The organism is Pseudoduganella sp. jia 9 (genome assembly GCF_055502615.1).
On the sequence record NZ_JBUPWE010000001.1, the window covers coordinates 271,028 to 293,788 of the forward strand.

Here is a 22,761-nt window from a genome sequence, read left to right on the forward strand (position 1 = left end):
TCCCGCCTAGGTTTCCGTATGGTTACAAACTTGTTGCATTGCGGACCAGCCCTTTGCAGGACACGATATGAGCGACCTGATCCACGATTTCATTTTCCGCTCGGCCGCCAGAACGCCTGGTTCCGAGGCACTTGTCCACGGTAGCCGCCGCCTGAATTACGCGGCGCTCGCCGACCTGGTCCAACGCACTGCCGCCGCATTGTTGGCATCCGGCCTGGAACGAGGCGAGCGGGTTGCGGTCTACATGGAAAAAAACGTCGAGAACGTTGGTGCCATGTTCGGCGCGGCGGCGGCAGGCGGCGTCTTCGTGCCGGTCAATCCTCTGCTGAAGCCCGAACAAGTCACCTACATTCTGGCCGACTGCAATGTGCGCGTGCTGGTCACGACGATCGACCGGCTAAAGCTGCTGGCAGACGTGCTGCCGGCCTGTCGCGATCTGCGCCTGGTGGTGGCAGTCGGCGGCGGCGATGCTTTGCCTGCGGTGCACAACGTCGACGTGCTGTCGTGGGATGCCGCAATTGCTCGTGGCCTCGACGAAACGCGTGCAGCGCATCGCGCGATCGATGGCGACATGGCCGCGATCCTGTATACGTCCGGCAGCACCGGCAAGCCCAAGGGTGTCGTGCTATCGCACCGGAACATGGTGGCTGGCGCGCACAGCGTGGCTAGTTACCTGGAGAATACGCCGCAAGACCGCATCCTGGCCGTGCTGCCGCTGTCGTTCGATTATGGCTTGTCGCAATTGACGACGGCGTTCCACGTGGGCGCTACAGCCGTGCTGATCAATCACCTGCTGCCGCGCGATGTGCTTAACGCTGTCATCGCCGAACGCATCACGGGCCTGGCCGCCGTGCCGCCGCTGTGGATCCAGTTGGCGCCGCTGGCATGGCCGGCCGATTGCACGCTGCGCTACCTGACCAATTCCGGCGGTGCCATGCAGCGGCCCACGCTCGAAGCGCTGCGCCGGGCGCTGCCGAACGCACGGCCGTTCCTGATGTATGGCCTGACAGAAGCGTTCCGTTCCACTTTCCTGCCGCCGGAAGAACTGGACCGTCGCCCGGATTCGATGGGAAAGGCAATCCCGAATGCCGAAGTGGTGGTGTTGCGGTCGGATGGCACCGAGTGTGCGCCGCACGAGCCGGGCGAGCTGGTGCACCGGGGCGCCCTGGTATCGCTGGGCTACTGGAACGATCCGGGCAAGACCGCCGAGCGCTTCAAACCGGTAGCGCCGCGGCATTACGGCTTGCCGCTGGTGGAACTTGCCGTATGGTCCGGCGATACGGTGCGCCGCGACGAGGACGGCTTCCTGTACTTCATCAGCCGCAACGACGAGATGATCAAGACGTCCGGCTACCGCGTCAGCCCGACCGAGGTCGAAGAAGTGGTGTATGCGCGCGAGCACGTGGCCGAGGCGGCGGCGATCGGCGTCAAGCATCCGGTGCTGGGCCAGGCGATCGTCGTCATCGCCTTCCCGCGCGAGGGCGCGGCGCTGACGGCGAGTGATCTCCTCGCGGCCTGCAAGCCGCACCTGCCGGCCTATATGTTGCCGCAGAAGCTGGTCGTTGCCGAGAGTGCGCTGCCACGCAATCCGAACGGCAAGATCGACCGCAAGCTGCTGTCGACGCAATATGAAAACGTGTTTCTGGAGCAGCAGCCATGAGCGCGCCTCGTCCGCAGCACGCACCGCTGCTGCAGTTCCCCGTCATCGACGACTGCCTGCAAATCGGCGGCATGCCGTTGACCCGATTGGCGCAGCGCGTTGGCCAGACCCCGTTCTATGCGTATGACCGCGGCGCGTTGACCGCGCGCGTAGCCGAATTGCGCGTGCATCTGCCTGCCGATGTGCATCTGCACTACGCGATGAAGGCCAATCCGATGCCGGCGATAGTGCAGCACATGGCCTCGCTGGTGGATGGCATCGACGTGGCTTCCGGCGGCGAGTTGCGGGTCGCCCTCGATACGCCGATGGATCCGCTGCACATCAGCTTTGCCGGCCCGGGCAAGAGCGACCTGGACCTGTCGTGCGCAATTGCCGCGGGCATTGTGCTGAATCTGGAATCCGCGGGCGAGACCGAGCGGGCGGCACGAATCGGTGACACCCTCGGTATCACGCCGCGCGTCAACGTGCGCGTCAATCCCGACTTCGAATTGAAATCGTCCGGCATGAAGATGGGTGGCGGGCCGAAACAGTTCGGTGTCGATGCCGAACTGGTGCCGGAACTGCTGCGGCGCATCGGCGAACTGGGCCTGGATTTTCACGGCTTCCACATATTTTCGGGGTCACAGAACCTGAAGGCACCGGCGCTGCACGAGGCGCACGAAAAAACGTTCGCACTGGCACTGCGGCTGGCGCAGGACGCGCCTCGCGCTCCACGCATCCTGAACATTGGCGGTGGCTTCGGCATTCCGTATTTCCCCGGCGAAGAGCGGCTCGACCTGGCTTCCGTCGGCAGTAACCTGCATGCGGTCATGGATGGCGTTCGCCGGCAGCTACAGGGAGCCCAGGTCGTGATCGAACTGGGGCGCTATCTGGTTGGCGAAGCCGGCGTCTATGTCTGCCGCATTGTCGATCGCAAGGAATCGCGCGGCAGCGTTTACCTGGTGACGGATGGCGGCCTGCATCATCACCTGTCAGCGTCCGGCAATTTTGGCCAGGTGATCCGCAAGAATTACCCGGTCGTCATCGGCAACCGCGTACAGGGCGGCGAACGTGAAAAGGCGTCGGTCGTCGGGCCGCTGTGCACGCCATTGGATGTGCTGGCCGACGGAATGGATCTGGCATGCGCACGTCCGGGTGACCTGGTCGCGGTCCTGCAGTCGGGCGCTTACGGCGTCTCGGCCAGCCCGGCCGGTTTTCTCAGCCATCCTGCCGCGCCTGAAGTCCTGGTTTGATACGGTTGCCCCGATACAGCCGCCATGGCAAGCGAAGTTTGATACTGGAAGGCTGATACGGGTAGTTCGATGCATATAGTTCGATACAGGTGGCCTGACAGGCGAGGGGTGCACGATGAGCGGTATTTGTGGGTGGATCGGCTACGGCGCGCAAGACCGTGAACTGATCGGTAGGATGGCGGCGCCGCTGGCGCGGTTCGACGATAGTGCAGTGCACCAGGCCGAAAGCAGCCGTTCCGCGGCCGCGGTGGCTGGCGCTGGCGATGTGTATCGCCAGGAAGGTTTGCTGATTGCGCTGTGGGGCCATCCTGTGCTGCGCGATCCCGCGCTGGCAGAACAGGCCAGGATCCGCGGCACGGCAGCAATACTGGCGGCACAACGCCACCTGGGGCCGGAAAAACTGTGCGCGCTATTGGGTGGCCCATTCGCATTGTGCATCCTCGACGAGCATGCCGGCGAGGCGGTCCTGGCGATCGACCGCATGGGCGTGCATCCATTGACGTGGCAACTGGCTGGCGAGGCGCTGCTGTTTGCGTCGTCGGCGGATGCGCTGATCCGTCATCCTCTGGTGCGTGGCGACATCGACCTGCAAGGAATTTACAACTACGTCTACTTCCACATGGTGCCTGCTCCCGGCACTGCGTACAAGGATCAGCAGCGCCTGCTGCCCGGTCATTATCTTCATTACCGCCAGGGGCGTGTGGAGACCCGCCCTTACTGGCAGATGACGTTCCAGGAAGATGGCAAGCGCTCGTTCGAAGACCTGAGGGCCGATTTCCTCGCGCAACTGAAGAACGGCGTGCGCGAGGCCTCTGCCGGTGCGAAGGCGGGTGCATTTCTGTCCGGCGGTACCGACAGCTCGACGATCGCCGGCATGCTGTGCGACGTTGGCGGGGTGCCGGCCGAGACCTATTCCATCGGTTTTGCCGCCCAAGGCTATGACGAGATGGAATACGCACGCATCGCGTCGCGCCATTTCGGCACGAACCATCATGAATACTACGTGACGCCCGATGACGTGGTTGCGGCGATTCCGGGAATCGCCGCCGTCTGCGACCAGCCATTCGGCAACGCTTCGGCAGTGCCTGCGTTTTACTGCGCGAGCATGGCGCGCAAGGATGGCGTGACACGCATGCTGGGCGGCGATGGCGGCGATGAGCTCTTTGGCGGCAACGAGCGCTACGCGAAACAGCATGTGTTTGCGCGATACGAGCAGGTACCGTCGCTATTTCGCAAAGCGCTGCTGGAGCCGGCGATCTTCAACTTCCCTGGCGGCGACCGGGTAACGCTGCTGCGCAAGGCGCGCAGCTATATCGAACAAGCCTCGGTGGCGATGCCGGCGCGGCTGGAAACCTACAATTTGCTGGGCCGCTATGGCGCGCGGCAGGTATTTACCGATGACTTCCTGGCCGGCACCGACACTCACCAGCCATTGGCCGGCCTGGCGCAAACCTACGGCGCGAGCGAGGCGAAAAGCCTGATCAACCGGATGCTGGCGCTGGACCTGAAGATCACCCTGGCCGACAACGATCTGCCGAAAGTGATGAAGGCCTGCGAACTGGCCGGCGTGGAAGTAGCGTTTCCCTTCCTGAACGATGCGATGGTGGCGTTCTCCGCCGGCCTCACGCCGCAGCAGAAACTGAACGGCACCCAATTGCGCTGGTTCTTCAAGGAAGCATTGAAGGGCTTTCTTCCGCCAGAAATCATCACCAAGCAAAAACACGGCTTCGGGCTGCCGTTCGGCGTCTGGCTGCAGGAGCACAAGGCATTGCAGGACCTGGCGTCCGACAGTTTGACGGACCTGAAGGCGCGCGGCATCGTGCGCGGTGACTTCATCGAGCAGCTCACCGGCAAGCACCTGCGCGAACATGCCGGTTATCACGGCACCATGGTGTGGGTGCTGATGATGCTGGAACAGTGGTTCCGCCAGCGCACCGGGACCTGACATGCGCACCCGGGTCTGCATTTCGATCGACACCGAATTTTCCATCGGCGGCGCATTCACCAGCCCGGACAAGCAACCTGTCGCTGAACCGATGGTGTGGTGCGAGGTCGGCGGCCGTTCGCAAGGCCTGGGTTTCCTGCTCGACCAGTTCGAACGGCACCGCATTCCAGCTACGTTCTTTGTCGAAGCGGCACACCGCTACTATTTCCAGGACCAGGATCCGATGGGTGGCATCGCCCGCCAAATCGTCGCCAGCGGGCACGAAGTACAACTGCACACACATCCCTGCTGGGCCGTTTTCCAGCACGCGGACTGGCGCGAGCGTGTGCGGCGCGAGCCGCTGCAGGACGAATTCTTCGGCCGTGCCGAAGAAGACACCGTGCGCCTGTTGCGTCAGGGCCAGCAGACGTTCGCGGAGTGGGGCGTCCCGGCACCGACCGTCTTCCGGCCGGGGAACATGCAACACGACGATGCCATGTTTGCCGCGATGACTCGATGCGGCATCCCTTACAGCTCCTGCGTCGGTCTGGCTGTTTTCGACAGCAACGACCCGCGCTATCGCCTGTACAGCGGCGCACACCGCCGCCACGACGTGCTGGAGATGCCTGTGCTGACCTTCCAGGACTGGCAGTTGGGCGGTCGCCGTCATTTGAAAACGCTGACGATTGCCGGCACCAGCTTCGAAGAAACCCGCCTGCTGCTGGAACGGGCACATGAACAGCAGATTCCGCTGGTCGTGTTGCTGACCCATCCGTTCGAATATGTGCAGCGGCGCGATGACCACATGCGCACCGCGCGCGGCAACGCACTGCACCAGGACCGGCTGGCTCGCCTGTGCCGCTACCTCGACGGCAACCGCGACCGTTTTCTGCCCACCGGCATGGGCGAGGCAGGCAGTGCGCTGCAGGCTTCGCCAGACGAGCGCAACCTGCTGCTGCATGGCAGCGGCTGGCGCAGCATCCGCAGGCTTGCCGAGCAAGCCGTGTACGACCGCTATGGCAACTGGGCGCTGTCGCGGGGAGCAGCGGCATGATCGCCCTGCTACGCAATCGCCTGAATGCCCGCTTCGGCACATGGCGCGGGCTGGTGCGGTTGCTGCTGGCGCAAGCCGAGCGGACCACAGGCCGGTTGAGCCCCTTCGAACTGAAACACCCGCAAGCGGTACGCCGCGTGGTCTTCGTCTGCCTGGGTAATATTTGCCGCAGCGCGTATGCCGAACAGGTTGCGCGCGCCGAAGGCTTGCATACTGCATCGTTGGGCCTGTCGACAACGACCGGTGTCGGTTCGCCCGATCCGGCCCTTGCCGCGGCCGCGCGCCAGCAAATGCCGATGGATGCCCATCGTGCGCGCGACTGGAAGGATTTCAGCGTACAACCTGGCGACCTGCTGCTGGCAATGGAAGTGCGGCAAGTGCACGAGCTCACGCGCAGGCTGGCGGGGCGCAGCGATGTGCAGGTGGCGCTTCTTGGCAACTGGTGTTCTCCACCGTTGCCGCACCTGCACGATCCGTTCACGTTGTCCGACGCGTATTTCGATACCTGCTTCACGCGTGTGCGCCAGGCTGTCGAGCGGCTGGCGGATGATGTTCCAAATGCGCGCGCCATGCCGGCGCAGAAAAGAGGTTCGCAATGAGCCGCGAATTCTCGCTTTACCTCGACGCGGTGCGTTTCCTGGCCGCGCTGATGGTGGTCTTCTACCACATGAACATGCGCTGGCTCAGCACCGACATCCTGCCGCTGTCCGATCACGGACATGCGGCGGTCATGGTGTTCTTCGTGCTGTCCGGCTACGTGATCTCCTACATTCACGCGAAGCGCGAAAATACCCCGTCCGAGTACTGGGCCAGCAGGTTGTCGCGGTTTTATTCGCTCGCCATTCCGGTCGTTCTGATGACGCCCCTGCTGGATCTCGCCGGTGCCGCGCTCCGTCCCGACATTTACCAGGGCTGGACCACGCATGGCCTGGCACCGGTGCGCATCGCCACCAGCCTGGCGTGGCTGAACGAGGTATGGACGATTTCCATCATGTCGTTCTCAAACACGCCGTATTGGTCGCTATGCTATGAGATGTGGTACTACATCATGTTTGCAGTTTGTGTTTTCACCGCCGGTCGTACCCGCGTCGTTTTGCTGGCCGGCTGCGCACTGGTGGTGGGCCCAAAGATTCTCCTGCTGGCGCCGGTGTGGGCGATGGGGGTTGTCTTGCATCGCTGGCAGCTGCTGCAGCGCACACCGTTCTCCGCTGGCCTGGCATTATTCATCGGTTCGATCGTCGCCTTCGGCTTGTTCCAGCACTACCGGCTGACGGATCTGGGCAGCGCGTGGATGCGCAGCCTGGTCGGCGAGATGTTGCATCACCAGCTGACATTTTCCCGCTTCGTACTGACCGATTACCTGTTGGGCCTGATCGTCGCCATCAATTTCGTCGGTGCCCGCGCGATTGCGCCCCTTCTGCTGGGCCGTGTCCTGTTGCCGCTGGAGCGTCCGATCCGCTGGCTGGCGGGCTACACGTTCTCCTTGTACCTGATGCACCAGCCCTTGTTGCTGTTCTTCGGCGCCGCGATCGACGGCGACCCGCACGGCCGCCTGTATTTCATCGAGGTACTGGGTGCCATTCTCGTCACAGTGTGGGTGGCTGGCTCCGTCACCGAAGGTCGCCGGCACCTGTTGCGCGTCTGGTTGCTGGCCCGGTTGCAGTCATTGCAGGGGTTGCGCTGGCTTGCCGCGCGAGGCGCCCCATGAGTGCGCAAGTCCTCATGCCAGCGGTTGTGCTGGGTATCGATACGCCAATCGGGCTGGCGATCGTGCGCAGCCTTGGCCGGCGCGGCGTGCCCGTCTACGGGGTCGCGCGCAGCGTCGCAGCGCCAGGTCTGTCATCGCGTTATCTGCGCGAAGGCATAATGCGCGCGGAAGATGCAACAGGCACCCTCGCCCAACTGGAAAAATTGGCGCAGCGGCTCGGTAGCGCGTGCCTTTTCGCGATCTCGGAAGGCGATATCGCCCTGCTGAACCGGCACCGTGAGCAACTGACCGGCTACCGGCTGATGTTCCCGGATGCGCGCCGGATGGACACCGTGCTCGACAAGCAGCAGACGTATGCCGCCGCAGCAGTAGCGGGCGTGCCGGTACCTCGCACCGTACAGCCGGCCAAATTCGCGGAAGCAGTAGCCGCTGCGCCCACGCTTCGCTATCCCGTCGTGCTGAAATGGGCCGAACCGAACGAAGCCGGCATCCTGCTGCGCCGCGCAGGCCTGGTGCTGGACAAGACCCGCTATTGCCACGATAAAAAAGAATTGCTGGACTACCTTCGGCAATTCGAACCGGTTGGCCGATACCCGATGATCCAGGAATACTGTGCTGGTTATGGCCTGGGACAGTTCTTCCTGATGCACGAAGGCCGCGTCCATTGCGAATTCCAGCACCGCAGGCTGCACGAATGGCCGCCTGAAGGCGGCGTATCGACATTGTGCGAATCGGTGTCGCTCGACCACCATGCGGCATTGCGGGAGCGCTCGCTGGCGCTGCTCAGGGAACTCGACTGGGAAGGCATAGCAATGGTCGAGTACCGTTACGATCCCGAGCGCGACGAAGCGGCGCTGATGGAAATTAACGGTCGTTTCTGGGGAAGTCTGCCACTGGCCTGCCATGCCGGTGCCGATTTTCCGTGGCTGGCCTACAGCCTGCTGGCGGTGGGCGAGGCGCAACCGCAGCCTCGTTACCGCGCCGGCCTGCGTTGTCGTTTCATGATTCCGGAAACAAAACGCCTGGTGCGGCTGCTGTTCCAGCCAGGCGCTGTGGCGGACCGCAAGCTGGCGTTCTCCCGTGCCGGCGAGTTGCTCGGTTACTTTCACGACTTCTTGCGCCCGTCCACGCGCTATTACCTGTTCAACTGGTCGGACCCCGCCCCGTTCCTGCGCGACCTGTGGCATGTGGTCCGGCGTACCGGCTGATCAATATCTAGGAGCGAGGATGCAGAAGAAGAATCCGGCCGGCGGATGCTACGGCACCCCATCTATCGAGGCCGCGCCGTGAAAATCGCCGTCGTCATTCCGTATTTCCAGCGCCGGTCGGGGATCCTGGCGCGCGCATTGCGCGCATTGGCTGCCCAGACGGTCGACGCGCAGTTGGACGTGATCGTCGTCGATGACGGTTCGCCGACGCCTGCGCGCGATGAAGTGGCACAGTTGTCGGCGGCGGAGCGGTCGCACGTGCGCATCGTGGAGCAGAAAAACGGCGGCCCGGCCGCCGCCCGTAACACGGCGCTCGACCAGGTCACGCCCGATACCGAACTGGTTGCCTTTCTGGATTCTGACGATACCTGGGAGCCGGAGCATTTGGCCAATGCGCTGCGCGCCTTGAGCGCCGGATACGATTTCTATTTCGCCGACTTTTACCAGCTGAACCAGACGGTCAGCGCGTTCGAACGCGCTGGCAAAATCGAGCCGTCCCGCCATGCGCTGCTGCCGGGCGAGCGCCATCTCCACGTGTACCAGGCCGATATGCAGGCGCAGATCCTGGGTGGCAATGTGATCGGCACGTCAACCGTCGTATACCGCTTCCGATCGTTCCGCACACTGCGCTTCCGCGAGGAGTTTGTATATGCCGGAGAAGATTATCTGTTCTGGCTCGACCTGTCGCGCATGACGGACCGCATCGCGTTCTCGTCCGCCCGGGAAGTGGTGTATCGGGATGGCGTCAATGTATTCGCCGGCTCCGGCTGGGGGACCGAGAAATCGCTGATCCGTCTGCACTACGAAATGAAATACAAAAAGGCAATTGCCCGCTTGTATCCGCTGACCGAGCGCCAGGTGAAGGAAAACCGCGAAGCGGTGCTGGCGCTGAGGCGCGGCTTCGTGGCGGATGTGCTGCATCGCCTGGCGCATCGCAAGCCATTTCTCGATGTGATGTGGAAGCAATTGCGAATCGATGCGCGCAGCGTGCTGTATTTCATCCCGCTCGCGGTCGGGCTGGTGTTGCGCCGGGAGCATCGCGCGTGACCAGGGTACTCGTCAGCATCCTGAACTGGAATGGCGCGCCGCAAACTCTCGAGTGCGTGCGTGGCCTGCTGAACCAGCAGTTGCCTGCTGGTGCCACCGCCGACATACTGGTCATCGATAACGGCTCGGCCCCGGCCGATGTGGAAATGCTCGTACACGGTTTGGCCGGCACTCCCATTGAACTGCGCTGCGAGGCAGTCAACCACGGTTTTGCGGGAGGTCACAACCTGGCTGTCGCCGATGCGCTGGACGAGGACTACGACTTTCTATGGTTGATCAACAGTGATGCCGTAATGGGCAGCACCACTGTGTTGGCGCAATTGCTTGCATTGATGGCGGACGACAAGCAGTGCGGGGCCGCATCCCCACTGCTGGCCATTCTCGACCAACCCGAAAAAGTGTACTTCTGCGGGAATTTCCATGACTGGAGCCGGCTCGACACCCATCGAGCCGGTAATGTTGACGATGCGCGTTCAACCGCCCGCCGGCTTCAGGCCCAACAGTGGGTGCCTGGTACCGCAATGCTGTTGCGAACGCTGGCGCTGCGCGATGCCGGAAAGCTCGACGAGCGGATGTTTGCCTATTACGAAGACGACGAGCTGTGTGCCAGGCTGGCCGCGCATGGGTGGCACAGTGCCGTGGCGTACGAAGCGCGTGTACTGCATGCGATGCCGCGGCGCGAGACGGATCGCCCGGCGTATTATTTTTACCTGATGGCACGCAATTCTCTGATTTTCTGGCATGGCAGCACGCCTCCAGCGCATCGGCGCCGCCTCGGTCTGAAACTGCTCGACCGTGCACTGTACGATGTCAATCGGCTGTATTACAGGGGGTTCCCCGAACAGGCGCAGGCGGCGTTGCTCGGCGTGGAAGATTTCTTTCGGCGTCGCTATGGCAGGCCCGCTCTCGACCGCGCTGCCGGCCTGCGGCTGCGTGCACTACGTGTGCTGCTTTGGCTGCCGCATCTCCGCGTATTGCGCCGGCTCGACCGGACCATGTGACCTGCCGCGGCCTACATGACTACGGTCTCAACCTATTGATGGACTACCTTCCACGTGGCATTATTCGCCTGTTAACTTCCTGCAGCATGCTTGCAGAAACACGGTTTTGCTTGTAAGTAGTGCTTTCAGGCAAGGCCAAGCGGCTGCGTATTGCTGGCGAAATTCAGCCGCGGGAGTTGCATACTGTCGAGTGATGTTCGGGCTGGAACGAGTGCCAGCATGCGGTCGCGATGCTAAAAAAGCGGGCTCGACATCGCCCTAAAGGTCCTCAGGTGCATTACCATCGGTGTACGCCACTGCGGATCCGGCACGAGACCGGACCTCATGTGGCGTCGAACAGGCGTTCGCTTTGCTGGTGTCTCAGCCCGGTGAACAAGCCAGAATAATGCTGTTCACTGGAACGGCTATAAGTAATCAATAAGTTATAAAATAAAATATTTAATTATTTATTATTAAATAACAAAATAAGTAGTTGTTGAAAATGCACGGCAAAGCTGGTAACTTGCTCCGTTATCGGTTTTATATGTCGAGCCACTCAACAGGGGAGTGTGCTATAGCCTCAGAGTTTACCAAGGACGACAACGCAGAGCAGCTTTTCTGACCGATCTGGAATCAGACGAGCCGCTAATCTGTGCTGTCGAAGAAGATAACTCTGTAAATATAACGCATGTGACTAATAATCAATCCGATTTCGGCATCCGCGTTGCCGATACCGAGGCTGGGCGTGTTTCGGTGAGCATGCTCATCAATAAAATGTATGCCTGGCGCGGCTATGCTGGCACACACCGGATCGATAACAATCCTAACCGTATCACCCTGGCTGCTTCCGACAAGGGGGACGTCATCGGTACTGTCACGCTGGGCATCGATTCCGCGATGGGTATCCTGGCTGACGAAGTATTTTCCGACTATGTCGGGGAATTTCGAGCGCGTGGCGCAAAGGTGTGTGAGATCACCAAACTTGCATTTGCGCCGCATGTCAAATCGAAAAGCGCACTGGCTTCACTATTCCACGTGCTTTTCATTTATGGCCATTATCTGCACAAATGTACTGATGTGTTCATTGAAGTGAATCCCCGGCACCGGAGATATTATATGAACATGCTGGGGTTCAGTCAGGTAGGCGAATTGCGGAGTAATCCGCGAGTCGATGCGCCGGCGTATCTGCTGCATGTAAGCATGGATTACGTCAATGAGCAGATCCGCAAACTGGGCGGTACCAGTTCTCATCCAGCCGGAGAGCGGTCATTGTATCCGTTCTTTTTTTCGCCGCGCGAAGAACAAGGGATCGCCAGCCGCCTGCTGCAGATAGGCTGAGTGTGTATAACGCCTGCGACGATCCGGCTTCGGCCGCATCGTCGTCGCGGCGTGAGTGCTTCGCTTCACGGACATGTGCGGCAGCGCCGACTTCTGATGGCGAGCTTGGTAATCCGGCCAGGCTCGCCATGTCTGCAAGGAGCAAGATGACGACTAACGGCCAGAAAAGGCGGCAGGAGAGGGATTCCTGTAGCGATGAACCGGCTCGCTGTACAGGCGTGCGATGCGTGTAACGTAATCGCGGGTTTCGCGATAAGGCGGAACGCCCCGATGGCGCAGCACGGCACCTTCCCCGGCGTTATAGGCAGCGGCAACCAGGCGTACGTTGCCGTCGAACAAGGCCAGTAATTGACGCAGGTAGGCCAAGCCGCCGCGAACATTGGATTCCGGGTCGAATGGATCAGCGACACGGAAACGTTGCGCGGTTTCAGGAATCAGCTGCATCAGGCCTTGTGCGTTTTTTGGCGACACCGCGTCCGTTCGAAAACCGGACTCGACCGCAATGACAGCCATCGCGAAGTCGGGGTCGACCTCGTACACAGGCGCCAGTCGCTCGACAATGCGGCGTATTGGCAGGCTGGCGGCCGGATAATCGGGACGAGCCCAGGGATCGGGGTCCATGTCGACCTGCAGCGGCAACTGGTCGGGTACCATGCAGGCCGGTAGCGACACGTCATCTCGCGGCGGCAATGTTTGCACCAGGCGCTCTGCTTGGGCATGACCTTGATCCGCGGCCGCCGAGAACAACCGCCATGCCACCGCATCGTCACGAGGCTGGCCCCGGCCGTTGGCAATCAACCATCCAAGTGCGTATTGCGCATCGGCCGACCCCAGCCGCGCTGCCTGGCAGTACAGGGAGGCGGCGGTGGCCGGGTCGCGGGGCATGCCTTCGCCGTGCTCGAACCGCGCTCCCTCGGCCAGCAGTTCCGCCACATCCGTTCCCGCAGCGCTGGCGGTGCCTGTCGTGACCGTGAGCAGGAATATCGCGATGGAAAAATGACGGTTCATTGCGTCACCTTCGGCCTTCGCGTGCGCTGTGCCGTACCAGGTTGCCGTTGAGCTGGCCAATGATTTCAGAGGCGGCCTGGACGATCTGGCTGGGATCGAAGCCCGCCCTGGCCATTTCTCGGTAGAACGAGCGCGCCAGCAGGCGAGCCACGTGATCAGGCTTTTGGTAGGCAATGGTGGCCGCGCCGCCCTGCAGTTCGCGGGCCAGCGCCAGCTGTGTAAAGCGGGAAGCGAGAATCCCGCGCAGTTGGCGCATCTGCACAGCCCGGCCGATGAACAATGCGACAAGCTCGAATAACGTCATGTCCTGCTCGCAAAAGCACGCCTTGCTGCTACCGCAACTGGCAGTCAGAGTGCCGGCCACGCGGCCTTCGATGCGGATTGGCAGCACCAGCAAACTGCGGCCGGGAGCGGTCGGTCGACGTGCCAGTGCAGCGTAGGGCGAAGCGAGAATGTCATCGACCAGCAGTGGCGTGCCGCTGGCCAGCACCTGGCCAGCCAGGCCTTCGCCGCGCGCAGCGAGCGTGGCAAAAGCATCCTGCGTCAGTGGGCCGTGGCTGGCGGCGATGCTCATGCGGGCGTTTTCGCCTTCGCCGCTGACCAGCATCACCGAGCAAATGTCCGCGCCCACCAGTGCGGCTGCCAGCGCAGCGTGTGCGGCGAGGTCGTCATGCGCGGCTGGCACATCTCGGCACAGTTGTTGAATCTTGCTCAACGGATCGTTGACCATTGGTATCTCCCGGGGGGCGCTTTCATTCTAGCGGCCGTGGCCGCGAGTTCAGGCGGCTTCTGGCCCGGATTTGCGCGGCGACAGAAATGCCTTATGGAACAGATGTCGTGCGAGAAGCAAAGGCGGCATTCGCAGCCAGTTGCCGCGCAGGTAGAGCAGGAAGCGCGCCAAGGGGCTGAAACGGTCCCCGCAGCTGTGATGGTCCGGCAGTAGCACGCGGCGGAACAGTGCATCCATCACTGTCAGCAGCGCTGGCGATGGTCCTGCCAATTCTTTACGTATCGCGTCGGGGACAGGAGTGTCCAGCAATAGCATCCCGTAGCGTAACGCATAGAACAACGGTCGTTCGAGTTCCAGCTGGCGCGCACGTGGCAATAGTTCGGCCCAGAATCGTCTGTCGAGGCCGAAATGGCACAGAAGCCGATGAATATCGAACAGGTCGCGCAGCCCATTGTTGAACTCACCGTCACTGAACAGGTGAACGGCGCTGTGCAGCACCATGTCTGCCGGTGCCAGCACATGCAGGCCCGGCATGTCGGATACCGGTACGGCAGCAGCGCGCAACAGGGCAGGGTCAGGCCGCGAGGCCGCCGTTTTCGGTAGAATCGCGTGGTGCACATCGATCATCGACGCGCGCCGCAGATGCCGCATCGGCGGCAACTCGTGCATCCATTCGCGGTAGTAGCGCTGGTCGTAGGCGTCGTGGTGGGTTCCGGCCCAGCCGGCCAGCATCAATGCCGCTTCGACCTCGCCAAGCCGCTCTTCCGGTACCAACACATCGATGTCCGAAAACAGTCGGCCGTTTGCCGGCGGCAGCTTGGCCAGCGTATATGCCGCTCCTTTCAACAGGACCAGGGGCACGCCCAGATCAGCCAGTGCATGCCGGATCAGCCGCACTTCCCACAAAACGCCTTGGCGGTGCCGGCGTGCCAGCACCCGCGCCCATTCCAGTTGTTCACGTGCCGATGGTACGATGCGGTCCAGGACGCCGTGCTCTTCCAGCAGGCACGATAGCGTGGCCAGCAGGTTCGCGGCACCCGCCTGGCGCAGCAGCAAGTCCCATTCCGAGCTGTTCAGCGCCGGCAACTGTTCGGGGGAGCGCAACGCCGAAGTCAGCAGCGACTCGAGATGATCGTGTCTCATTGCAGGCTGTCGAAAAAGGCCAATGCTTCGTCCAGTACGCCATAGCGGAACCGATATCCCTGGCTGCGCTCGACGAGGTCGGCAAGGGCAGTGAATCCCTCGGCACCAAGCAGGCTGTAGTTGAAGCAGTTCTGGGCCAATTGCATGAATGTTTCAGCACGCTGCATCGGTTCGGCAGTGACGGCGGCAGCGGCTTCGAAGCGGGGAAACACGACCCACGCCGGCAATGCACCTTCAGCCGCTCGGGCCACGCTGTCGGCTGGGGCGCGTACGTGCGCCACGGTGCCTTTCACAGTATCCGTAACGGCGCGGCTCATCACGCTGCCAGGTATGTAATCGCGAATAACGTTGATCGACGCGTTCTTCAGGCTGATTGGCCGGGGCAGGGGATGCAGCATGCCGTCGTCGAGACGCAGCAACGTGAGCTCGTCGGACAATAGTCGCCAGCCGCCGCGGCCCACTAGAGCGGCGCACAACGTACTCTTGCCGGAACCGGGAGGTGCCGGCAGGATGACGGCGCGGCCGGCCTTCTCGACGACGGCCGCATGCACGATCAGGTAACGGTTGGCGCGGCTCGATACACACCAGTTCAGTCCCCATTCGAACATCGGGAACGCCTGGTCCAGAGGAAGTGGCTTGAACATTGAGCGGCCGTCGTACAACAACGTCACTTGTGGCCGCAGCCAGCGGCGCAGTGTGGCGGGGCGGACCAGGTCAAGGTGAAAATCGGCAAAACCATCACACAATGGATAGTCGCCGTACAGCAGATGGATGCCATCGGCGACGCTGCCGATGGGCGAGCGTAGCAGTGTGGTGAAGCGACCGGTTCGCAAGTGAATGCCCGGCCCGGCAAGGCGTTCGCCCAGCTGGGCACGGGTCAGGCTGCCAACGGTGGTCATGTGCGGCTCAGCAGGGTTCGATCAGGTCGAGCCGGCATAGCGTGGCCAACAGATCGGCCAACTCTGGCGCCGCCAGCTCGTCCGGCGTCATGTCGCCATCGCGCAGCGCCAGCAACAGATCCATTGTTTCGTTGGCAAGAAGATGGGTATCGCCTGAAAGATCGTTGTACAGCACGAAGGCCCCATCCCAGCCGCGGTGCAGCAGGGCCTGGCCGGGGACGAGACGCCATGACGAAGCCATCAGTACATGGTGCCTTGCAAGTACTCGACAATCTTCCCGCTATCCCACCGCACCCCGGCCGTGGGGGTGTAATAGCCCTTGGTCTGGTATTCAAGCCAGATGCGCTGCAGCATGGGTACGGTTTGGAATGTCGACAAGCCGGCCTGCACATTCAGGTAGCAAGCGACCAGATGACGGCCAATACCGCTTCGATCCCATTTTTGTGGGTCCAGAATGCCCGATTGGGTAATGGCGCCATAGGTTTTAGCATTCGTGCCATTGCAACTGAAGACGCGCGTATAGAGTTGCTTCTTGTCGCAACCGCGGGGCCAGCTATGGGTCTTCCAGTAGCCGGGCGAGCGGCCCGCGCAGGTAGGCGGTGGACCGCGAAAGCTCTGCAAGCCACCGGACAGGGAGCCAGAGGGCGTAGTGCATACTTCAACAGCCATGCCGGGCTGGCTGTGCAATGTAAGGAGCACGCCAGAGGCGGCAATCCCGGCGCGGGTAAAGCGGCGCCGCGCCGTGCCTTCGGACGACAAATCTGGCGTGCCGGAAGCTGATGCGTCTTGCTGTTGTTCGGTGGCCACGTCGGTTTCCTTCTGGGTGGTCGGACAGTTAGATGTATTGCGAAAATAGTAAGCAATTACCGTTCCCGAGGACCGACCACCGCTTGTAGACTTGCTAAATCAATGACTTAGAGCAAAAGAACGAAGCATTACAGTTGATTTGGCTCAGATCTTGTAAAGATTTTCGACAGCAGCGGCTTAGAAGAAGCTTTCCGGAATCACTAAAATGTCGCCAGGGCGCATCGACACATTTGCCGAGATATCGCCTTCCTTGATCAGGTCGTTCAAGCGCACACGGTATTGTTGTTGCTTGCCTTCGACGTTGCGGATGATGGTGGCTTTGTTACCAGCCGCGAATTCGGTCACGCCGCCTACAGCGATCAATACATCCATCAATGACATGTCGCGCCGGTATGGCAATGCCTGCGGCCGCGCGGCTTGTCCGATCACGCGGATCTGCTCTCCATATATACCTGTGAAGCCGGTGACGATGACGGTAACGACCGGTTGCTGAATGTACTTGGCAAGCGCTTTTTCGATGTCGCGTGCAAGTGCGGTAGGCGTCTTGCCGCTGGCTTCGAGGTCTTCAACCAGAGGAGTGGTGATCTTGCCGTCGGGCCGAACCGGCACGCTTTGCGACACTTCAGGATTGCGCCACACGATGATGTTGACGTTATCGCCAGGGCCGATCAGGTAGTCCGGAGAAGGTGCTGGTCCTGCATCAACCATCGTATTGCCCGAACTGGCGCAGCCGCCCAGCACACCCAGCATGACCGCGCCTGCCGCCAGCCAATTGAACAGCGTTTGGTATTTCACGGGATTCTCCAGTCTGGTCATTACAAGCGGTTCAAACGCATGACGACAGGAAGCTGCGTTTGCGTTGGAATTGTTGCGTACTCGTAACTTGCATTGAGTAAATTTAGTGTTGCTTATTTTATACGAGAGACGGCGCGGCCATACATTTTTTTACTTCCCGGCAGCGTTTTGCTGCAACAATTCCAACACGTAGCGCACAGGGACCGCATACGAAATGCCGCTAGGCTGGCTGATCGCATTTTCCTTCTGATTCTTGAGGAGTGTCATATTCAATACGCCGTGAACGATCCCGCTATCGGGGTCGTACACAGGACTGCCGCTGTTACCCGGATAGGCGGTACCGTCCAGCTGCAAGATCTGGAATGGGCGGCGTTGCAACTGGTTGATCGCACGGGAATCGAGCTTGCGCGAACTCAACGAGGGCAGCAGGATTGGCGTGATGGCTGACAGCATGGCTCGGTGGGTGACAGGTGTCATGCCCAGGCTCATGCCGAGCGGGAATCCGGTGAAAGCCAATGCCTCCCCTTCGGCGATGCTACCGCTGCTGTCCAGGCGTAGTGCGGGAAGCGGGGCACCCGTCAGCCGCAAGTGCGCGAGGTCATGTTCGCGGTCAATGGCCACCACGCTGGCGGGACGAAAGTTGAGCTTGTCCCCGTTGCCGATGACGATACCCAGCGTTTCCATTTTTTCGACATCGAGATCTGGCAATGCATGGGCATTGGTGATGATGGACAGCCCGTCGCTAACGGCAAAACCCGTCGCAACAAAGACGATCGCAGGGCTACGGGTACGCAGCAACGTGCCGACGCCGACCACTGACGGCTTCACGGACGGGATCGTATCTTTAAGTGCCGCTGATGCTGGCAGTGCATACGCAAGCACTGCGACAAGGCATGCCAGCAATACAAGCTGAAAAGGTCGGGTCACAACGTTCATCGGTTCAGGATACCAGAGTCAGATTAACTGACAGTGACATAAATTATTGCAACAATGAAATTATTTTTACGTTTTGTCAGCGGTTAGCAACGCTCTAGGCAATGTCATGTTGGAAAGAAAAATTAATATCAACAGGCAATGGTTTCTGCGGTATGATAGAGCAATTGATGTAATTTAAGCAATATTCAGGAAGGTTAGTGGGTCCTGTTTGACGCGGTGGCAGCATCCTGAATGGCTTAGCTGAAAGCGAGTTAACAAGATGGCAGAAATGATGACCCTGCTTTTGAGCTTCCTCAAAGCACTTGGCAAGTACCGCTGGTACGCGGTAGCAATCACATGGGTGGTTGCGGTTGTCGGCTGGACTGTAGTGTCCAAGCTGCCCAATGACTACCAGGCATCGGCACGTGTCTACGTAGATACACAAAGTATCTTGAAACCACTGCTTGCCAGCATGACCACGTTGCCGAATACCGAGCAGCAGGTAATGTTCATGCGCCGCACACTGATCAGCCGCCCGAACGTCGAGCGGGTGTTGCGCATGGTCGATCTCGACATCACGGCCAAGACGCCGCAGCAACATGAAAAGATCGTTGACGAGCTGATGACTCAAATCAAGATCATCGGTACCGAGCGCGATGACATTTATACGATTTCCTATAGCAATCCCAATCCGAAGCTGGGCAAGGATGTGGTGCAATCGCTCCTGACGATCTTTGTCGAGGGCAGCTTCGGTGGCAAGAAGCAAGAGTCCGAGAAGGCAATCCAGTTCATCGATGATCAAATCAAGATGTACGAGGAAAAGCTGGCCACTGGTGAGAACGCGCTGAAGGAATTCAAGATCCGCCACATGGGTCTGTTGCCGCGCCAGGGGGGCGACTACGCTTCCGCATATGGCGACCTGAACGAGAAAATCAGCCAGGCCCGGCTGGAACTGCTGGAAGCGGAACAAGCACGCAACGCCATCAAGCGCCAGATGGCGGGCGAAGACATGGCCCCGGTCACTGATACCGCTGAACGAGAGATCGTCGATCCTGAAATCGATGAGCGCATCTCGCTAGTGGAAAAGAATCTCGACCAGCTTCGTCTGCAGTTCACCGAGGAACATCCGGATATCGTGGCGGCCAAGCGCTTGATTGTCCAGCTTGAGCAACGCAAGAAGGAAGAAGCCAAAAAGGTCCGCGCAATCGATCCAGGCGCCGGCTATAGCCCGATGCTGCAGCAAATGAACGTCCAGCTGTCGGTTGAGGAAGCACGTATCGCCTCGTTGAAAGCACGGGTGGGCGAATATTCGTCACGCCTGGCGCAGATGCGCTCATTGAGCACGCAGGCGCCGGAGGTGGAAGCCCAGTTGGCGCAATTGAATCGCGACTACGCCGTGAACAAGGACAACTACGAGAAGCTGGTGCAGCGCCGTGAATCCGCGAAGCTGTCGGGCGACTTGTCTTCGGCGACCGACATGCTGACATTCCGTGTCGTTGACCCGCCATCGGTACCCAGCTTGCCGGCTGGGCCGAATCGGCCGCGCCTGAATACGCTGGTCTTCCTCGGCGCGCTGGTTGCCGGCCTCGGTACGGCGCTGCTGCTGAGCCAGATCCGGCCAACCTTCCTCAGCCAGACCAATCTGCGTGAGGTCACGGGCCTGCCGATCCTGGGCAGCATCGGGATGAACTGGACCGATCAGCAGAAGGTGCGCCGCCGCCGCCGCCTGTATGCCTTTGCCGCCGCGGTTGCCTCGCTGATTACAGCGTACGGCGGCGTACTGGCCTTCACCCTTTTCCGGCAAGCCTAAGCCGGGGAAAGCACAGGTTACAACGTGAGCATCATTGAAAAAGCCGCCAACCGTATCGGCAAACCCGTAGTGTCGACAGCGCCGCTGGCCCATGTGCGTACGCAGGTCGCGCCGTCCGCATCCGAACCCTTGCTGGAAAGCCCGGATGTCGCAGTCACCGAACTGCCGGATGTCGAGGCTCCCTTCCAGGGACCTGCGGTCGCATTGTCGAATCCCGAGCCGGCGACAACGGAGCCGCCCGCGCGCTCAACCCGCATGATCGAGCTGGATCTGGCCCGGATGAACGAGGCCGGCCTTGTCACGGCAGCTGGCGGCCGCACCAATCTGGTCGAAGATTTCCGTATCATCAAGCGGCCGCTGATCAAGCGCGCATTCGCGGCGCGCAAGCCTGGTGCCAATCCGGGAAACCTGATCATGATCACCAGTTCCCTGCCGGGCGAGGGCAAGACATTTACGTCAATCAACCTGGCGATGAGCATTGCGATGGAGCTCGACCACACGGTGCTGCTTGTGGATGCCGACGTGGCCCGTCCTTCCGTGCTGCGTACGCTGGGGCTGCCGGCCCAGCGCGGGTTGATGGATATCCTGTTGGACGATCATCTCGACATGTCAGAAGTGATGCTTCGCACTAACGTCAACACGCTGTCGATTCTGCCCGCAGGCACCTCGAATCCGCGTGCGACAGAGCTGCTGGCCAGTCAGGCGATGAAGTCTCTGGTATTGGAAATCGCCCACCGTTATCCGGACCGAATCGTCATCTTTGATTCGCCGCCGCTGTTGCTGACGAGCGAAGCGCATGTTCTGGCCAGCCACATGGGTCAGATTGTGGTTGTCGTCGAGTCGGAAAAAACCACCCAGCACGCAGTCAAGGAGGCGCTGCAGCAACTCGAAGGCTGCAGCAATGTCAACCTCGTCTATAACAAGTCGCGCGAGCTGAACACGTCCAGCAAGTACGACTATCACTATGGCTAAAGGTCGTACTCGCTGCGCCGTGCTGGGCTCGGCGATGATGCTTGCAGTGCTGCCATCGGCAGTGCGCGCGGCATGGCAGGTCAGTCCGAGCGTCGAGGTGCGTGAAACGTGGTCGGACAACCCACAACTGCGTAACGACAGTGAAAAGCAGAGCCAGTTCATTACTTCCGTCTCGCCCGGGGTGACGATCAAGAACGATACACCGCGGCTCCAGGTGGCAGCCTCTTACCGGCTGAGTGCATTTGCATACTCAGACAGCCGGGCGACGGGAAACGATCGCCTCAACAGCAACCTGAACGCGACCGCAAAGGGCAACCTGATCCGGGATTTCCTTTTTTTCGATGCGACCGCCGGCATCACGCAGGCTCAGGTCTCGGCGTTCGGCCCCGTCAATAACAGCGGCTACTCCGACACCAATCGTACCGAAGTGCGCTCGTACCGTGTGTCGCCCTATATCGTGCAGCAGTTCGGCGGGTTCGCCACAACCCAGCTGCGCTATGCGCACGACCTGGTCGACAGCGACCTGAGCGGTTTCGGTCGTAGTACATCGGACGTGATCGATTTCTCACTCAACAGCGGAACTGCCTTCAAGACCCTCGGTTGGGGACTGCAGCTGAACCGTGAAAATCTTGAAGACAGCATTGCGCCGAAATCGATCAACAGCTCGGCGCTGGCATCGTTGCGCTACTCGCTGAACCGCCAGTTCAGCCTGACGGCGACCGGGGGCTATGACAAGTTCGATTACGAAGGCATGGGCGAGGGCACGAAAGGTGCGTCCTGGTCGCTGGGCTTTGGCTACGAACCGAGCACGCGGACCAGCGTACGCATGTCGGCGGGCCGTCGCTACTATGGAAATAGTTATTTCCTGGCCGCGAGCCACCGCAGCCGCAACACCGTCTGGAGCATCAACTACAGCGATGACGTGTCCACCAGCCGGAACAACTTTGCGTTGCCTTCGACCGTCGATACGGCGACCATGCTGAACCAGATGTACCTGGCAAATTTTCCCGACCCGGTACAGCGTGCCGCGTTCGTCGAAGCCTATATCCGGGCCTTGGGGCTGCCGCGCTCCTTGCCGAACGCTGTCAATTACTTCAGCAACCGCTACACGCTACAGCGGCAGTTCAATGCATCGGTGGCCATGCGTTCGGCACGCACCACCACGATGGTCACGCTGTTCACGATGCGCCGCGAAGCGCTTTCCCTGGTGCAGTACGACAGTCCGCTGCTGGGGAGCGGCCAGCAAAACCTGAACGACAACACGGAGCAGACTGGCCTGTCGCTGAACGTCGGCTACAAGCTCAGTGCCCGCACCAGCGCCGCGTTGACCGCGAGCGCGAGCCGTAGCGAATCGCTCAGCGGCAACCTCAGCGAGAACAACCGGCAGTTCCGGTTGTACGTGACGCACAGCTTCCAGCCAAAGCTGAATGGCACCCTGGAAGTGCGGCGCAGTTCCGGGGGGCTGGCGTTACAGAACAGCTCCTATGCGGAGAACGCGGTGTCGGCCTCCCTTTCGATGAATTTCTGACGA

General features: G+C 60.8%; 21 protein-coding genes. 13 read left to right on the forward strand and 8 right to left on the reverse strand.

Annotation, left to right across the window (positions count from 1 at the left end; genetic code table 11):
- Positions 1-67 precede the first annotated feature (67 nt).
- The 10 genes from ACY34H_RS01230 (at position 68) to ACY34H_RS01275 (ending at position 12,151) form a co-directional block, all read left to right on the forward strand.
- Entirely contained in the window at positions 68-1,660 is a 1,593-nt protein-coding gene (locus ACY34H_RS01230; RefSeq protein ID WP_464975657.1) for an acyl-CoA ligase (AMP-forming), exosortase A system-associated, read from the forward strand.
- On the forward strand, positions 1,657-2,892 hold the full coding sequence (locus tag ACY34H_RS01235; RefSeq protein ID WP_464975658.1) for a pyridoxal-dependent decarboxylase, exosortase A system-associated: 1,236 nt from the start codon (positions 1,657-1,659) through the stop codon (positions 2,890-2,892). Before ACY34H_RS01230 ends, ACY34H_RS01235 begins: the two co-directional genes overlap by 4 nt.
- Before the next feature lie 115 nt (positions 2,893-3,007).
- Positions 3,008-4,837: an asparagine synthetase B family protein gene (locus ACY34H_RS01240; RefSeq protein WP_464975659.1), complete on the forward strand. Its 1,830-nt coding sequence runs from the start codon at positions 3,008-3,010 to the stop codon at positions 4,835-4,837.
- Between the two features lies 1 nt (position 4,838).
- Positions 4,839-5,870, forward strand: coding sequence for a polysaccharide deacetylase family protein (locus ACY34H_RS01245; protein ID WP_464975660.1), 1,032 nt, complete (start codon positions 4,839-4,841; stop codon positions 5,868-5,870).
- Positions 5,867-6,469 (forward strand): arsenate reductase/protein-tyrosine-phosphatase family protein, encoded by a 603-nt coding sequence (locus tag ACY34H_RS01250; protein ID WP_464975661.1) that lies wholly within the window; start codon positions 5,867-5,869, stop codon positions 6,467-6,469. The genes ACY34H_RS01245 and ACY34H_RS01250 overlap by 4 nt, the downstream gene beginning before the upstream one ends.
- Entirely contained in the window at positions 6,466-7,578 is a 1,113-nt protein-coding gene (locus ACY34H_RS01255; protein WP_464975662.1) for an acyltransferase family protein, read from the forward strand. The genes ACY34H_RS01250 and ACY34H_RS01255 overlap by 4 nt, the downstream gene beginning before the upstream one ends.
- Entirely contained in the window at positions 7,575-8,786 is a 1,212-nt protein-coding gene (locus ACY34H_RS01260; RefSeq protein WP_464975663.1) for a carboxylate--amine ligase, read from the forward strand. Before ACY34H_RS01255 ends, ACY34H_RS01260 begins: the two co-directional genes overlap by 4 nt.
- 78 nt (positions 8,787-8,864) lie before the next feature.
- On the forward strand, positions 8,865-9,833 hold the full coding sequence (locus ACY34H_RS01265) for a glycosyltransferase family 2 protein (protein WP_464975664.1): 969 nt from the start codon (positions 8,865-8,867) through the stop codon (positions 9,831-9,833).
- Complete coding sequence (locus ACY34H_RS01270) at positions 9,830-10,834, forward strand: glycosyltransferase (RefSeq protein WP_464975665.1); 1,005 nt, start codon at positions 9,830-9,832, stop codon at positions 10,832-10,834. The genes ACY34H_RS01265 and ACY34H_RS01270 overlap by 4 nt, the downstream gene beginning before the upstream one ends.
- 669 nt (positions 10,835-11,503) lie before the next feature.
- Positions 11,504-12,151: an N-acyl amino acid synthase FeeM domain-containing protein gene (locus ACY34H_RS01275; protein WP_464975666.1), complete on the forward strand. Its 648-nt coding sequence runs from the start codon at positions 11,504-11,506 to the stop codon at positions 12,149-12,151.
- A gap of 153 nt (positions 12,152-12,304) precedes the next feature.
- Here ACY34H_RS01275 and ACY34H_RS01280 read toward each other — a convergent pair whose 3' ends face one another.
- The 8 genes from ACY34H_RS01280 to ACY34H_RS01315 all read right to left on the reverse strand — a co-directional run bounded on the left by ACY34H_RS01280 (position 12,305) and on the right by ACY34H_RS01315 (position 18,469).
- Complete coding sequence (locus ACY34H_RS01280; RefSeq protein WP_464975667.1) at positions 12,305-13,159, reverse strand: lytic transglycosylase domain-containing protein; 855 nt, start codon at positions 13,157-13,159, stop codon at positions 12,305-12,307.
- Between the two features lie 4 nt (positions 13,160-13,163).
- Positions 13,164-13,889: a GAF domain-containing protein gene (locus tag ACY34H_RS01285; RefSeq protein ID WP_464975668.1), complete on the reverse strand. Its 726-nt coding sequence runs from the start codon at positions 13,887-13,889 to the stop codon at positions 13,164-13,166.
- 48 nt (positions 13,890-13,937) lie between these two features.
- On the reverse strand, positions 13,938-15,032 hold the full coding sequence (locus ACY34H_RS01290; protein ID WP_464975669.1) for a nucleotidyltransferase domain-containing protein: 1,095 nt from the start codon (positions 15,030-15,032) through the stop codon (positions 13,938-13,940).
- A complete protein-coding gene (locus tag ACY34H_RS01295) occupies positions 15,029-15,931 on the reverse strand; it encodes an HprK-related kinase A (RefSeq protein WP_464975670.1) in 903 nt (300 codons plus the stop codon). The genes ACY34H_RS01290 and ACY34H_RS01295 overlap by 4 nt, the downstream gene beginning before the upstream one ends.
- Before the next feature lie 7 nt (positions 15,932-15,938).
- Positions 15,939-16,172 carry an HPr-rel-A system PqqD family peptide chaperone gene (locus ACY34H_RS01300; RefSeq protein WP_464975671.1) on the reverse strand — a complete coding sequence of 78 codons (234 nt, stop codon included), beginning with the start codon at positions 16,170-16,172 and terminating at the stop codon, positions 15,939-15,941.
- Complete coding sequence (locus ACY34H_RS01305; protein ID WP_464975672.1) at positions 16,172-16,738, reverse strand: hypothetical protein; 567 nt, start codon at positions 16,736-16,738, stop codon at positions 16,172-16,174. Before ACY34H_RS01305 ends, ACY34H_RS01300 begins: the two co-directional genes overlap by 1 nt.
- A gap of 177 nt (positions 16,739-16,915) precedes the next feature.
- The gene (locus tag ACY34H_RS01310) at positions 16,916-17,554 is read right to left on the reverse strand and encodes an XrtA/PEP-CTERM system exopolysaccharide export protein (protein WP_464975673.1); all 639 of its coding nucleotides are present in this window, start codon (positions 17,552-17,554) and stop codon (positions 16,916-16,918) included.
- Between the two features lie 129 nt (positions 17,555-17,683).
- The gene (locus tag ACY34H_RS01315; protein WP_464975674.1) at positions 17,684-18,469 is read right to left on the reverse strand and encodes a S1 family peptidase; all 786 of its coding nucleotides are present in this window, start codon (positions 18,467-18,469) and stop codon (positions 17,684-17,686) included.
- Positions 18,470-18,737: 268 nt separating this feature from the next.
- Here ACY34H_RS01315 and ACY34H_RS01320 point away from each other — a divergent pair, with 268 nt between their 5' ends.
- From ACY34H_RS01320 to ACY34H_RS01330, 3 genes are read left to right on the forward strand one after another with little or no spacing between them, the layout of a single operon-like run.
- Positions 18,738-20,258 (forward strand): XrtA system polysaccharide chain length determinant, encoded by a 1,521-nt coding sequence (locus ACY34H_RS01320; protein ID WP_464975675.1) that lies wholly within the window; start codon positions 18,738-18,740, stop codon positions 20,256-20,258.
- A 24-nt stretch (positions 20,259-20,282) separates the two neighbouring features.
- Positions 20,283-21,230, forward strand: a complete 948-nt coding sequence (locus ACY34H_RS01325; protein WP_464975676.1) for an XrtA-associated tyrosine autokinase — start codon at positions 20,283-20,285, stop codon at positions 21,228-21,230.
- Positions 21,223-22,758: a TIGR03016 family PEP-CTERM system-associated outer membrane protein gene (locus ACY34H_RS01330; RefSeq protein WP_464975677.1), complete on the forward strand. Its 1,536-nt coding sequence runs from the start codon at positions 21,223-21,225 to the stop codon at positions 22,756-22,758. The genes ACY34H_RS01325 and ACY34H_RS01330 overlap by 8 nt, the downstream gene beginning before the upstream one ends.
- Positions 22,759-22,761 lie beyond the last annotated feature (3 nt).

Coding starts and splice junctions, on each gene's coding strand:
- ACY34H_RS01235 (WP_464975658.1), top strand. CDS start 1,657: ATGAGCGCGCCTCGTCCGCAGCACGCACCGCTGCTGCAGTTCCCCGTC.
- ACY34H_RS01315 (WP_464975674.1), bottom strand. CDS start 18,469: ATGAACGTTGTGACCCGACCTTTTCAGCTTGTATTGCTGGCATGCCTT.
- ACY34H_RS01250 (WP_464975661.1), top strand. CDS start 5,867: ATGATCGCCCTGCTACGCAATCGCCTGAATGCCCGCTTCGGCACATGG.
- ACY34H_RS01280 (WP_464975667.1), bottom strand. CDS start 13,159: ATGAACCGTCATTTTTCCATCGCGATATTCCTGCTCACGGTCACGACA.
- ACY34H_RS01300 (WP_464975671.1), bottom strand. CDS start 16,172: ATGGCTTCGTCATGGCGTCTCGTCCCCGGCCAGGCCCTGCTGCACCGC.
- ACY34H_RS01245 (WP_464975660.1), top strand. CDS start 4,839: ATGCGCACCCGGGTCTGCATTTCGATCGACACCGAATTTTCCATCGGC.
- ACY34H_RS01290 (WP_464975669.1), bottom strand. CDS start 15,032: ATGAGACACGATCATCTCGAGTCGCTGCTGACTTCGGCGTTGCGCTCC.
- ACY34H_RS01230 (WP_464975657.1), top strand. CDS start 68: ATGAGCGACCTGATCCACGATTTCATTTTCCGCTCGGCCGCCAGAACG.
- ACY34H_RS01285 (WP_464975668.1), bottom strand. CDS start 13,889: ATGGTCAACGATCCGTTGAGCAAGATTCAACAACTGTGCCGAGATGTG.
- ACY34H_RS01310 (WP_464975673.1), bottom strand. CDS start 17,554: ATGACCAGACTGGAGAATCCCGTGAAATACCAAACGCTGTTCAATTGG.
- ACY34H_RS01255 (WP_464975662.1), top strand. CDS start 6,466: ATGAGCCGCGAATTCTCGCTTTACCTCGACGCGGTGCGTTTCCTGGCC.
- ACY34H_RS01320 (WP_464975675.1), top strand. CDS start 18,738: ATGATGACCCTGCTTTTGAGCTTCCTCAAAGCACTTGGCAAGTACCGC.
- ACY34H_RS01260 (WP_464975663.1), top strand. CDS start 7,575: ATGAGTGCGCAAGTCCTCATGCCAGCGGTTGTGCTGGGTATCGATACG.
- ACY34H_RS01295 (WP_464975670.1), bottom strand. CDS start 15,931: ATGACCACCGTTGGCAGCCTGACCCGTGCCCAGCTGGGCGAACGCCTT.
- ACY34H_RS01330 (WP_464975677.1), top strand. CDS start 21,223: ATGGCTAAAGGTCGTACTCGCTGCGCCGTGCTGGGCTCGGCGATGATG.
- ACY34H_RS01240 (WP_464975659.1), top strand. CDS start 3,008: ATGAGCGGTATTTGTGGGTGGATCGGCTACGGCGCGCAAGACCGTGAA.